The 13,488-nt window shown below is 44.3% G+C and carries 13 protein-coding genes; 7 read left to right on the top strand and 6 right to left on the bottom strand.

Translation table 11 applies throughout. From position 1 onward, the window contains the following. Positions 1-2: 2 nt before the first annotated feature. From ACFVAD_RS01325 to ACFVAD_RS01315, 3 genes are all read right to left on the bottom strand, one after another. Positions 3-569, bottom strand: coding sequence for a hypothetical protein (locus ACFVAD_RS01325; protein ID WP_386635181.1), 567 nt, complete (start codon positions 567-569; stop codon positions 3-5). Positions 570-584: 15 nt separating this feature from the next. Beyond that, the gene (locus tag ACFVAD_RS01320) at positions 585-1,865 is read right to left on the bottom strand and encodes a hypothetical protein (RefSeq protein WP_386635178.1); all 1,281 of its coding nucleotides are present in this window, start codon (positions 1,863-1,865) and stop codon (positions 585-587) included. Positions 1,866-1,937: 72 nt separating this feature from the next. Next, positions 1,938-2,189 (bottom strand): DUF4176 domain-containing protein, encoded by a 252-nt coding sequence (locus ACFVAD_RS01315; RefSeq protein ID WP_386635175.1) that lies wholly within the window; start codon positions 2,187-2,189, stop codon positions 1,938-1,940. A gap of 208 nt (positions 2,190-2,397) precedes the next feature. Here ACFVAD_RS01315 and ACFVAD_RS01310 point away from each other — a divergent pair, with 208 nt between their 5' ends. The 7 genes from ACFVAD_RS01310 (at position 2,398) to rbsK (ending at position 9,739) form a co-directional block, all read left to right on the top strand. Further along, positions 2,398-3,600 (top strand): NAD(P)/FAD-dependent oxidoreductase, encoded by a 1,203-nt coding sequence (locus ACFVAD_RS01310; protein ID WP_386635171.1) that lies wholly within the window; start codon positions 2,398-2,400, stop codon positions 3,598-3,600. 285 nt (positions 3,601-3,885) lie between these two features. Further along, a complete protein-coding gene (locus ACFVAD_RS01305; RefSeq protein WP_386635168.1) occupies positions 3,886-4,905 on the top strand; it encodes a LacI family DNA-binding transcriptional regulator in 1,020 nt (339 codons plus the stop codon). Positions 4,906-4,949: 44 nt separating this feature from the next. Continuing rightward, the gene (gene rbsD / locus ACFVAD_RS01300; protein WP_386635166.1) at positions 4,950-5,351 is read left to right on the top strand and encodes a D-ribose pyranase; all 402 of its coding nucleotides are present in this window, start codon (positions 4,950-4,952) and stop codon (positions 5,349-5,351) included. A gap of 30 nt (positions 5,352-5,381) precedes the next feature. Next, on the top strand, positions 5,382-6,863 hold the full coding sequence (locus ACFVAD_RS01295) for a sugar ABC transporter ATP-binding protein (RefSeq protein WP_386635164.1): 1,482 nt from the start codon (positions 5,382-5,384) through the stop codon (positions 6,861-6,863). A 1-nt stretch (position 6,864) separates the two neighbouring features. After that, entirely contained in the window at positions 6,865-7,833 is a 969-nt protein-coding gene (locus ACFVAD_RS01290) for an ABC transporter permease subunit (protein WP_386635160.1), read from the top strand. Between the two features lie 19 nt (positions 7,834-7,852). Beyond that, on the top strand, positions 7,853-8,788 hold the full coding sequence (locus ACFVAD_RS01285) for a substrate-binding domain-containing protein (protein ID WP_386635157.1): 936 nt from the start codon (positions 7,853-7,855) through the stop codon (positions 8,786-8,788). 9 nt (positions 8,789-8,797) lie between these two features. Next, entirely contained in the window at positions 8,798-9,739 is a 942-nt protein-coding gene (gene rbsK, locus ACFVAD_RS01280; protein ID WP_386635154.1) for a ribokinase, read from the top strand. Between the two features lie 530 nt (positions 9,740-10,269). Here rbsK and ACFVAD_RS01275 read toward each other — a convergent pair. From ACFVAD_RS01275 to ACFVAD_RS01265, 3 genes are all read right to left on the bottom strand, one after another. Further along, positions 10,270-10,977 (bottom strand): MerR family transcriptional regulator, encoded by a 708-nt coding sequence (locus tag ACFVAD_RS01275; protein ID WP_386635151.1) that lies wholly within the window; start codon positions 10,975-10,977, stop codon positions 10,270-10,272. Between the two features lie 261 nt (positions 10,978-11,238). Next, positions 11,239-12,150: an LCP family glycopolymer transferase gene (locus tag ACFVAD_RS01270; RefSeq protein WP_386635148.1), complete on the bottom strand. Its 912-nt coding sequence runs from the start codon at positions 12,148-12,150 to the stop codon at positions 11,239-11,241. A gap of 413 nt (positions 12,151-12,563) precedes the next feature. After that, positions 12,564-13,484 (bottom strand): S66 peptidase family protein, encoded by a 921-nt coding sequence (locus ACFVAD_RS01265; RefSeq protein ID WP_386635145.1) that lies wholly within the window; start codon positions 13,482-13,484, stop codon positions 12,564-12,566. Between the last annotated feature and the right edge of the window lie 4 nt (positions 13,485-13,488).

Here is a 13,488-nt window from a genome sequence, read left to right as displayed (position 1 = left end):
GATTATCTTTGCACAACATATTCACGAATTTCGGTATCGAATTCAAAAGTTATGTCCTTTGTGACGGTTTCGCCCCCTGACATCACGCTTACATTCAACACTATGGTGATGACACTCTCTTCCTTAAGATTCATATTATTATCATTCAATTGTTCCATCAGTACGATATTGCTCCTCAGGACACCTGGATATTCCTCATCTTCTGAAAAGTCCAATGGGATGGAGAACTCCTGCTTATCAATTTTATCGAAGGTAACATCCTCGGAACCAAAGACTGTAATCGTGTTGATGACCGCCTCCGCGTCTGAACCGATTGGCTGATAGGCCGATAGCATCACCGTATACTTTTCTTCCCCTTCGCCACTGGAGCCGATATGTCGCGTATATGGCAGAAACAGGACCTCCCCGGCCTTGAACTTCTCATATTCCGTTTTTTGAAGCTCTTCTTCGGTTATCTCCACTTTATCCGTTTCCTGATGGATCAGGTCTGTGATGGAGGCTGTTTGGCACCCTGAGAGGATAACAGCTAGTACTCCGATGATGAACATGATGGACGACTGCTTTAACATGGATACACCCCTATACTATTCAAATCTTTTCTGATCTTTTTCATTTTTCTCCCCAACAAGATGGTACGGGATGACATCTGTCACCACATGCCCAAGACCGTTCTTACTGAACTCGATCCACTCCATCACACCATCAAGGTCTTTCGGGAACTCCCCAGGCGGGAGGGACGTGTTGATATAATTATAGGTGCCTTTATATTTGGCATCCGTAACAGGCTCGAAGGTATCCCCATCGAAAACCGCCTCTCTGCCATCGGGGTGGATAAATTTCAATTCCGGTTTTCCCACGCCATTGTCATGATACACCGACATATCTTCAGGAAGCTGCGTCCATTCCGACCTTTCCTTTAGTACCTCTTTGTAGGACGGGTGGGGGCTGTTCATTGCATCCCTATGGTCATAGTGGAGATGTTCAAAGGCTTTTAAAACCTTGTCTCCTCCCGGAGCGATATCCATGCTCTTATAAAATGCCGATTCAATGGTGTGATTGAATATATCGCGTTTGTTCTCTTTGACAAAATTAAATCCCGCTATCATGACATCCCGTTTTTGCTTAGCCTGATCCACCGTGCTATCCCACTTGGCAACTGCTGAATCAACCGTGTTGTCCCATTTCCGGTTGATAGAGTCTGCGGTGCTCTTTATGGTTGCTTCCGCACTGTTTTTCACACCATCTACTTTATCGGCAGCTGAATTCCAAGCTGCACCACTAAGCTTCTGGGCATCATTCCACTTGCCGCTGAGAAAACGGATGGAACTATTAAGGCCATTGGAAAATTTGCTCGAAATATCATCCTTCGCTTGCGAACCGCTTTTTCCCATTGCCCCTGTGATTGCCCATGCAGCACCGAGAAGGCCGACTGCAGTCCTCCAGTGCTCAGAGATGAATTTAAATCCTCGCACCTGATATTCGCTCGCAGATAGCCTGGCCCCGGCGCCAATCCCTTCAAAGATATCCAGATTGCTCCTAAGCCCTAAGGAAGCGGGGCGTTTTGCATATAGCGCTTGCCCGTCACTGGATTTACGAACAAGCATCGTTTCTGTCTTCTGATAGTTTTCCAAAGAGAACTCTACAAATCTATTAAGCTGCTCCAACTGTCTTTCCAAGTCTGATAGCTTCCTTGATACAGTATGGATTCTGGCATTCATACCCCCTCTTGAGATAATCCTGCCATCCAATGATGAAAGCGTGCTTATTGCGCCGGCTTTCACCGAGGAAGCCTTCGCAGCATATGTCCGAAGCTGGGCATTGTTCTGACGAGTTACCGTGAAATTCAAAAAAATTGCTGATGACAATGGACATCCCTCATTTAATGGAAGTTATGGGGCTTGTACCCTGATGCGTTACCTCGATGCAGGAAATGGTATTTAGCTTAGGACCTCTGTGGAAAAGAGTGTTTCCTCTTCGTCCTTATACCCTTGAAATACAACGCTCTGAATATCATCATGATTGAAAACATATGAATGTGCCGGGTCTATGTAACCTTCGGGATAAAGGCATCCGAGGTAATCATATACATGGTCGCTGCTCTCAAGCTTTTGCTTGCGGCCGTAGATCATCAGCCTTTTTGTTTCCCCTTTTAAAAGAATAATAGAGCCGTTAGGTAACAGTGGCATCATTATATTTTCTCCTCTCCTGTCACATGGTGTAAAAAGGATATATAGGTAATATTACCAGAAATCACTATTTGTTAACATTATTATTGAGAAGCAAGGGGACGGTTCTCTGCTTCCATTAAGGGGTGCTTTACTCCTTGATAAATATTTTCTATCCTGCGTTTCCTCCACGACTTTCAGGGGAATATATGGAAGACGAGGAGGAGTACATATGAATTTACACAATGGTCACCTATATTGGCCTGAAACCTATACAAATATCACTCAATTCCCAGAACTAGAAGAAGACATCACATGCGATGTATTGATCGTTGGCGGTGGGATGGCTGGCGCTCTGTGCGCCCATGTATTGAGCAAAGAAACAGAATTGGATGTCGTATTAATAGATAGAAGGCATCCCGGATCCGGCAGTTCCTCTGCGAATACAGGGCTACTGCAGTTCTCCAGTGACAAGATGCTTCACAAACTGATGGAACAAAAAGGGGAGCAGGATGCGGTTTATTTTTACAAGCTCTGTCAGGATACAATGAAGGATTTAACGAAGATCGCATCTGAGCTTTCAGAGGATCCGGAGTTCAGGCCGCAGAAAAGCCTCTACTATGTGAGCTCCAAGGAAGACGTGGCAAAGCTTGCCCGTGAATATGAGGCGTTAAAGAAGAACGATTTTCCCGTTGAATACTTGGAACCATCGGACATCTCTTCCAGGTTTCCTTTTACCAAACCTGCCGCACTCCTAACAGGCGGAGATGCAGATGTGAATCCCTATAAATTTGTGCAGATATTGTTAAAGGATGCTGCAGCCGCAGGAGTTAGGATTTATGCCCAAACTCCGCTACTCAACAAAACCAAAACTGTTCATGGGTTTACATGCGAATCTGAAAAAGGCACCGTTTCAGCGCGTTATATTATCTTTGCGACTGGCTATGAAAATGACTTTCTGGCTGCTCAGATGGGAGCAGACCTAAACCGTTCCTATGCCATCGTAACCGAACCGGTTCCTTCTTTAAGAACGTGGTACAAAGAGTGGATGATCTGGGAAACGAAACGTCCCTATCTTTACATGAGAACGACAACGGACGGAAAAATCGTAGCTGGTGGCCTGGATGAAGATAAAGCAGAAGCGCCGTTAAACGAGGGATTGATTGAGGAACGAGGAGAGCGCATCCTTCAAAAAATCAAAGAGCACTTTCCTGATCTCTCGCCAAAACTTTCGCATGCCTGGTGCGCGACATTCGGTGAATCACACGATGGCTTGCCGTATATCGGGGAACATCCAAATCGCCTTGGTGAATATTACTGTTTAGGCTTTGGCGGAAACGGAACAGTTTATAGTATGCTTGGAGCAACCATTATAAAAGACTTGATTACTAAAGGTGCACATCCTGCATCGCGGTTGTTTAGCATTGCACGATAGGGGACAGGTTCCGTGTCCCACGCAGTTTAAGCCAAGCCAAGAGGAAAGCTCTTGTACGAAAAATATTTGGCTTAATAACTCTAGACTAAAAATGCTGAAGCACAGGAAACGTTTCCGCTGCTTCAGCATTATTTCATGAAGGATGAAATTTCAAAATTTATTTGTTGATTATTCAAAATTTTCTTGCTAGAAAATAAGAAGAGTGATATTTTAATAATTAGGAAATGTGAAAGCGCTTCATTTTTTTATAACAAAATCTAAACGTTTACATTTGGGTGATGAGACATGAAGAAGAAACCGACAATAGAGGATGTAGCAAGGGCAGCGAATGTCTCGGTGGCCACTGTTTCAAGGGTGGTCAATAGGCAAGGTGGCGTGCGGCAAGCAACAGAGGAACGGATCGTACGCGCAATTAATGAGTTGAATTATGTGAGAAATGCGATTGCTAGAAGCATGGTACGGAAGGAAACGAAGACGATTGGCGTGATTATTCCGGATTTTACTAATCCATTTTTCTCTGAAGTAATTGCAGGACTGCAAAAAGCAGCCCTCAATCAGAACTATTTCACCCTCCTCAGTAGCTCCAATGAGTCAAAAATGATAGAGAGTGAGATATTGCAACATTATATTGAACGAGGTGTGGACGGACTTGTTGTGACTACGGCAGACGAAAACGGGAATCAGTTGGATCCGGTGATTAAAGCAGGTATTCCAATTGTCGCTGTCGATAGGCAGATACATAACTATGAAGTGGATACGGTCTTGACCGGCAATCGGGAAGGCGCCTACGAAGCTGTCAAGCACCTTATAGGTAAAGGGCATACAGAAATCGCCATTATCAGAGGGCCACAGGATACGACTCCGGGACTTGAACGCTATCGCGGCTATGAAAGAGCAATGAAAGAATATGGCTTACCGATTTTACAAGAATGGATCGGAGAAGGTGACTTCAGGGAAAGCAGCGGATTTACAAGTGCCAAGAAGTTTTATAAAGCCGGCAAGCGTCCAACAGCTATTTTCTCCTGCAACAACCTGATGAGCATTGGTGCCGTGAAAGCACTGCAGCAACTAAATTGGAAGATTGGTGAAGAGGTCGCATTTGTCGGGTTTGATGATATCGAAATTGCCACTTTTATCAAGCCGAACTTGACCATGGTCTCCAGGCATATGCGCAACCTGGGGGAGATCGCCTTTCAACTGCTGCATGACAGAATGAAGAATAGCCAGGAACCCGGCTCCTTGAAGAGACAGCACATTTTATCCCCATATTTAATCGTGCGAGAATCCTGTCAAAAGTTCAACTAAAAAATTTGACTGAAAATCTAAACGTTTACATTTTGGAGGGAAGTATGATGAAAAGAAATGGAATACTGCATCCGCAATTAAATAAATTGATAGCTGAAACCGGCCATATGGAGCGGCTGGTCGTGACAGACGCAGGACTTCCGATACCGGAGGAAGTCAATACCCGCGTGGATTTGGCCCTAAAAGAAGGCATGGTTCCTTTTTTGGAACTACTCGATACTGTACTTGACGAATTCTCTGTAGAGAAGGTTATCATGGCTGAGGAAATCAAGGAAAAGAGCCCTGAGATGGAGCAGGAAATATTGAAACGTTTTCAAACTATTGAAGTCGAATATATTCCACACGTGGAATTCAAAGAAGAAACGAAGCTTACGAGAGGGCTGATCAGATCCGGTGAATTCACTCCTTATGCCAACGTCATTCTCGTAGGAGGAGTCGTATATTAGTCAAAAGCATATCAAAAGGTGGTGCATTCAATGAGCCTATTAAAAATGGAGGGCATCAAAAAATCGTTTAATCGAATAGAGGTATTGCACGGTATCAACCTGGAAGTGAAAAAAGGGGAGATAGTGGCGCTGCTTGGGGAGAATGGAGCAGGAAAATCCACCTTGATGAAAATACTTGCAGGTGTCCATCTGCCATCATCAGGAAAAATATTCATCGATGGCGAAGAGGTCGTGATCGGCAGCCCGAAAGAATCCCAGCAGCTAAAAATCAGCATCATTCACCAAGAATTTAACCTGCTCAAAGACCTTTCAGTTGCTGAAAATATCTTTCTCGGCAAACAGATCACCTCCAGGTTGGGAATCATCAATTGGAAAGCGATGCATGATGAAACTGCAAATCTATTAAAAAGGGTCGGGCTGGCACACCTACCACCCGATCGACTCGTCAGTGCATGCTCCATTGCAGAACGGCAATTAATCGAGATAGCCAAAGCTCTATCATTCGAGTCAAAAGTCCTGATTATGGATGAACCTACCGCGACCTTAAATAATGAAGATACTCAAAAGCTGCTTTCCCTCATGGAGGAGCTTCGGACAGAAGGCTTGGGAATCATTTTTATCACACACAGACTCGATGAAGTGATGAGAGTCGCAGATCGGGCGGTTGTCATGCGGGATGGGCAATACATCGGCCAGGACGAGGTGAAGAATCTGACAAAGGATCAGATTGTTAGGATGCTCGTAGGGCGGGACCTGACAAACATGTATCCAGAACGAGTGCCACCTCAGGCTGATGTGGTTTTAAAGGTGAACGAATTGAGCGTGAGTAAGCGTTTACATAACATCTCTTTTACTGTTAAAAAAGGCGAAATTTTAGGTGTCGCAGGACTGCTTGGATCAGGTAAAACGGAATTATCCAAAGCGTTATTCGGACTCATAAAGCATTCTGGCGGAGAGGTAAGGATGTTGGGTGAAAAGGTAGATTCACCGAAAAGTGCCATTGATGCAGGCATAGCCCTTGTAACCGATGACCGAAAGGATGAAGGGCTTGTTCTCGACCTATCAGTTGCGGAAAATATACTGATACCAAGCTACCGAAGGATTTCACAATTTGGTGTATTGAAAAAAGGAACCATGAAAAAGATTGTAGACCGATGGGTGTCAGACTTACAAATAAAGACCCCAAGTCCTGAATCTGAAGTAAGGCAGCTAAGCGGGGGGAACCAGCAAAAGGTGGTGCTTGGCAAGTGGCTCCAGATGGATCCGAAAATCCTCATTTTAAATGAACCAACAAGGGGCATTGACATTGGTGCAAAATTTGAAATCTATAAAATCATCCACGAACTCTCAACAAAAGGAATATCGATCATTCTTATATCCTCAGAAATGCCTGAACTGCTTGGAATGTCCCATCGGATCATCGTCATGAACGAAGGAAAGCTGTCAGGTGAAATGGACATTCAAGATGCAACACAGGAGAAAATCTTCGAATATGCAACGGGTGGTGAGTAACTTGTCCAATGCCAAGGAAAATAGTAATTGGATACGTACAGCATTGTTATTGGATAAATATCGGGTTTTTATTATATTTCTAGTTTTATTGCTGATTGCAAGCTTTGTATCAGATGCTTTCTTTACGGTGAACAATCTCTTCAATGTACTAAGACAAGTTTCGATTGTAGCAATTATCGCAGTCGGAATGACCATCGTCATTTTAACCGCAGGTATTGATCTATCTGTCGGGTCTGTCCTAGCCTTGACAGGGGCTATCGCGGCTGGGGTCATTACCGCCGGAATGCCATTTCCTCTAGCCATTGTCATTTGCTTGATTGCCGGTCTGGTAATGGGATCGATCAATGGACTGATTGTTTCAAAGGGAAAAGTGCCTGCTTTTATAGCAACTCTAGCAGTGATGGTAATCGCAAGGGGAATGACGCTCGTCTACACCCAGGGGAATCCAATCGTCATTTCCGATGCCGGGTATCGCTACTTGGGAAGCGGAAAAATTCTTGGCATCCCTTTTCCAGTCATCCTGATGCTCACCATTTTTGCCATCATGTACTGGGTGTTGAAGCATACCACTTTCGGACGTAACATCTATGCAGTTGGAGGAAATGAAGAAGCGGCGAGATTAGCCGGAATTAATGTAGACCGAGTCAAAATAGGTGTCTATGCCCTTACAGGTTTCTTTGCATCTATTTCTGCTCTTATCTATACATCCAGATTGATGTCTGCACAGCCTAATGCAGGATCAATGATGGAATTGGATGCCATCGCTGCCGTTATCATTGGCGGCACAAGATTAACCGGAGGAAAAGGGGGAGTGACCGGAACCTTGATAGGCGCCTTGATTATGGGTGTACTGGACAACATCCTAAACTTGGCGAATGTATCACCTTTCTATCAGGATATTGCAAAAGGATTGGTCATCTTGGCTGCGGTGCTTATTGATAGTAAACTGGCGAAACTACAAAAACAGTAATTTGAAGGGGGAAATTCTTATGAAAAAATTGATGATCCTATGTATGACTCTAGTCTTTGGTATGATACTTGCAGCGTGTGGAAATGCTTCCAATTCAGATGGGGAAGGTGAATTGAAAGTAGGCTTGGCAATGAATACATTGAACAACCCATTCTTTGTGGACTTGAAAGAGGGAGCGGAGGAGACTGCCAAAGAGGAAGGAATCGAATTGATTATTACGGATTCGCAGGGAGACCCGTCCAAACAGCTGTCTGATGTGGAAAATATTCTGCAGAAAAATCCAGATTTATTAATCTTAAACCCAGTAGACAGTGATGCAGCAGCGCAGATCGTCCTTATCGCCAATGAGCAGAACGTGCCGGTTATCACGGTTGACCGTCAGGCTGCCGGTGGAGAAGTAGTCTCCCATATTGGATTTGACGCACTCAAATCCGGTAATATTGCTGGAACATTCCTGTCAGAAATATTGAAAGGAAAGGGTAAAGTCGTGGAAATTCAAGGTATTTTAGGAACAAACGTTGGACGTGACAGAAGCCAAGGTTTCAACGACCACCTGAAGGGCTTTGACGGAATAGAGATTGTTGCAAGCCAATCGGCAAACTTTGACCGCGGTGAGGCACTGAAAGTAATGGAGGACATTCTACAAGCCAATCCGGAAATTGATGCGGTATATGCAGCAAATGACGAAATGGTGATGGGTGCCTTATCGGCAATCGAGGCTGCTGGCAGATTGGACGAAATCATTGTCATCGGTACAGATGCCATCGACCCGGCTTTAGATGCAATCCGCGAAAAGAAATTGGAAGCGACAATCGCAGAGCCGCCATTCTTCCTGGGAAGAGAAGCCATCCATACAGCCATCAAGATTCTAAACGATGAAGAAGTGGACGACATGATTACACTTGAGAACACATTGGTAACAGAAGAAAACGTAGACGAAATTAAAACTCGGTAGGTGATCACTTTGTCAAAAATCGTAGTAGTGGGAAGCTATGTCGTAGACTTAACAGCAAGAACACCCCACATGCCTAAACCGGGAGAAACGGTGCTGGGTGGCCCATTCAGGATGGGTCCTGGCGGTAAAGGAGGAAACCAGGCTGTGGCGGCTGCGCGCATGGGAGCTAACGTTACCATGGTCACAAAGGTTGGCAAAGACTTATTCGGCGATGATGCCATCCATAATTTTAAAAAGGAAGGCATTGATTCAGGCTTCATCTACCAAGTGGAAAACGAATCTACCGGAGCAGCACTTATTGCAGTGGATGACTCGGGAGAAAATATGATCGTCGTATCTCTTGGAGCCTGCGGGACCATTACAGAAGAGGAAGTATTAAAAGCCGAAGCGGCCTTTCATGAAGCGGATATTATTCTGGTCCAGCTTGAAACCTCGATGGATGCCATAAGCACCACCATCAATCTGGCACAAAAGCTTTCAAAATCTGTCATTCTAAACCCGGCTCCGTACCAGGAGATATCAGATGAACTCCTGGCAAAGGTGAACTATATAACTCCTAACGAAACCGAAGCCGGCCTTTTGACAGGTGTGGAAGTGACAGACGAAGACTCAGCAAGAAAAGCAGCTGAAATACTGTTAGAAAAAGGAATCGATACAGTTATCATTACGCTCGGCAAACAAGGCTGTTACCTTTTACAACAAGGAGAAAGCGCCGGTAAAATCATATCAGGCTATCAAGTCCAAGCCATCGACACAACCGGAGCAGGAGACGCCTTCAACGGCGGCTTTGCCCACTTCATCGCAGAAGGAGAGCCCGTAGAGATAGCCTGCAGAAAAGCAAATGCAGTAGCGGCTCTCTCCGTTACCAAGCACGGCACAGCACCTGCCATGCCATATGTGGAGGAACTGAAGGGACTCGTGCAATTGGGGACAGGTCCCGTGGTACAGTGATAGGGTCATAGGAAAACACTGAGATCCTTAAAGACATAAAACCCAGCCTGCTCATTGATCAGAATGAGCAGGCTGGGTTTACTATTCTAGTAGATTAATAGTAAATAAAAGCAAGGAGAAGGTTAACGTCAGCTTGTTCGCATTATACACGGAGCAACCAAAGTTCTGTGACACAACCATCGTAGGTGTTTCCCGGTCAGATAACATATCCGGTGGGTCTAGGAAGCTGATCCCATGACCTTTTTTTGTCGATACCTACGCGGATTTTGTAGATATTTCTCAGGAAATTGTTGAAATTTGAAAGTGGAATAAGGAGCTTTTCACATCACAGGAGAGACTCTTCAAGCGATATATCGGCATATCCGGTAACGATATATGATATCCGTTCAGTATAAAATAGTAAGAGTAAGTGCTAATGTTCTATATGTATTAAACAACTTAATAACAGAATTGATAGGGCTTGAAAACTGATCTATATCGCCAGGCGATACACGACCTTAACTATGTTCAGCACTACTCTTACTTAACATTTATTTCTTGAAAAGAGAAATCAGCCAGTTCCAATTCCCATTTCGTTTTTGTAGCTCTTCTTCTAATCGCTTATTAAAATCATTTTGTGATGTCCACTCTTTTTGCTGCTCATCCCGCATTTTTTGTATCTCTTCCTGCAAGAGTTCCGTTCTTTGTTTCTCTTGTTCTAGTAAGCTTTCGTAGTGGGCTTTTTGCTGCTCAGATAATTTTTCGATTTTGGTATTGGTCCGTTGGGATGCGTTTCCGATACTTGAGCTTATCACATGATGATCCTGCTGAAGCTGGGCAACAGTTGTGATGATATGTGTCATATCGTTTTTTAGCTGGACATTCATTTCGCGTGTCGCTGCAAGTTCATTGACCAGGTACCTGAAGACCTCTTTTAACTGATTTGGGTCTTGTGGTAAAGCTTCATCCGTATCGGGTAGCGCTATATCTGTTTCAATCATGTCTTCTAATCTTTCTTTTTGTTGAAGGACAATATCCCTTGCAGTGCTATCAAGCGGCTTATCCGTATCGCGTAACGCTACAAGCGCTGTTATATCGGTTTCAACAAAGATTCGCCTGTCTCCATCCTTTAGAAACTCATAGCCGTTGCGCTCTAGAATTTGTCCGTATTTCCTTACCGTGGGGGTCGCAATTCCCACCTCTTCTGCCACTTCCTTGGTGGAGTAAGCCCGTTCATTAGGTTGTATATCGTTTCGCATATCGCACCTCCTATCTATCAATATGAAGCTTTAATGGGATATTTGCAAGGGGCATATCGCCTGGATGTTTTTATTTGACCTTTATGTTGTGTCCAATGAGTCAATGGTTCATTGGTCCAAGCGTATCGCCTGCACTTCAATTAGGCAGGTGAAGATGCTTTTTCCGCATGTTACCTAATCCCATAGGTCATATAAAAAGCCCTGTAGAAGATATATATATTCTTCACAAGGCTTCTTTTTGCATCTATCATAGAACGATGATTAATCTATACCCAAATGCTCCTTTAATATCGACGAAACTCGAAGGCGTTCTTCTTCAGGTACTTGGAAATAGTAGATGCCATCTATCGTAGCACCTGAACCGGTGATTTGAACAGTCTCCATGTCATGGCGAGCTTTCGCGTAGTTCTTTTGGATGGTCAACATTTCACTGGAATCCAGGTCTGTTTTCACATTCTCACCGATAGCACCAAGCAGGTTATCCAGTTTAGTGAAGCCTTCGAGGGAGGCACCTTTATTGATGACAGCTTGGACTACCTGCTTCTGACGATCTGCCCGTCCAAAGTCGCCGCGGGGATCCTGCTTGCGCATCCGGACATAAGTAAGGGCAGAATCGCCATCAAGTGAAATAGTTCCTTCACTGAATGTCTTTCCATTTTCCGTGAAAGCGAAATTGTTGCTCACTTCCACACCTCCGACAGAATCGACAATCTCCTTGAACCCCTCCATATTAATCTTCACATAATGATCAATCGGAATATCAAGGAAGTTCTCTACAGTAGGAATGCTCATCTCCACACCGCCAAATGCATGGGCATGGTTGATCTTATCCATCATCCCGCGACCGATGATCTCTGTCCTCGTGTCACGGGGGATGCTGACCATTTTCATCGACTCCGTTGCCGGATTGACCGTTAATACGATCATCGTATCAGACCGGCCTTTTTCTATACTTCCACTTTCTTTATCAATACCGATCAACAGAATTGAAAAGGGCTCTTTTTTGCTCAACTGCACTTTTCCATCCCGCTTTTCAGAAAAATCGCGATCTATCGGTTCGTGCATCGTAGACAAAGCCTTATTGACCGTGTACAGAAAATATCCAAAGACCCCTCCAACCAATAATAACAAAACTGCCAAAACACTAAGCGTTACCTTTTTCCACTTTTTCATAGATTTCGCCTTTCTTGAACCGCTGCGTGTCAACTGCCTCAACGTCCTCTACTAGAAAATTTTTGAAGTAAGTAACATTATATACCAATGGGGGAAAGAAGACCATAGGAATGGGAACAGGTCCCTTGTCCCGCTGTGCAAGGTAGTATTGGGAGCAAGGAAACAAGCCACAATCCATATATTATTCTGAAAAAACAAAAACACAAAGCGTATTCATGTCAATTTGAAAATTCACTTAATAAATGCCGATTTCATAGGATTCAACTCTCGATTTAATCAAACGTTTGTTTAAAGCAGAGCTAAATATAATTTTTCTACTCTATTTTATTAGTAGAGAACATATAAAAAGGTGCCTGACCCCTATCGCTATAACTCGATAGGGGTCAGGCACCGTCTACTTCATGCTATCCTCATTATGAAACAGTCGCCTCAAGCACGGTCAAGATATTATCAATTGTATTCAAATTGACGGAGGCACCTATTGGAATCGCAGCCTTATATCTGCCATGACCTGTAGCTAGGTTGACCATCAGGGGTTTACCTAAGGGTACTAGCATTTGATTAATCAAGTCGGCATACGTGGTGTTATAGGATACGGGACATTCCGTACATTGCCCCATGATGATGCCAAGGCAGTCATTGAATTTACCCGCCATGGAGAGTTGGGCAAGGTACCGGTAGATCATATTGGTGGGGGAATGGGTTTCTTCCAGGAACAGAATTTTTCCTTTTGTATCAATTTCAAATGGCGTACCGAGCGTACCGACTAGTGATGTCATATTTCCCCCTATGATGGGACCTGTTACATTTCCGGGTACGACACTTATCAGCGGCATATCCGGTGGATTCCGGATGATCCGGGGCGAAGTAAATGTGGAGGTCGCTTCAAAAAACTGGTTGAAATTATAGGCAGGCGTTTCGTTACGGAAATCAATCAGCATCAAGCTGTGGAAGGTGACGATATCACTGAACTGAAACAAGCAGTTCAGCAGTATGGTTATGTCGCTATAGCCAGATATGATCTTAGGATTCGCCCTTATTACATCAAAATCCAGAAAGGGAAGAATAGTTTGGACACCAGTCCCACCCCGTGACGGGAGGATCATCTTGACACTCTGATTTCGGAACATGCTCATTACATCCTCGGCCCTTTTTTCCGCAGGTGCCGCAACAATTCCATCATAAGAGTACAGATTTGCGCCAAAAGCAATGTTAAACCCCATATCCCTCAAATATTGCATTCTCGTATTAATAATCGTGGCATCAAGAGGGCTGCCCGGCGTAACCAATCCAATCGTGTCACCCCTTTGCAGCGCCGGCGGTTTTATGGCCATATTA

Source organism: Sutcliffiella sp. NPDC057660, assembly GCF_042800035.1.
GTDB lineage: Bacteria > Bacillota > Bacilli > Bacillales > Bacillaceae_I > Sutcliffiella_A.
This window is presented reverse-complemented; position numbering and strand designations above follow the sequence as displayed.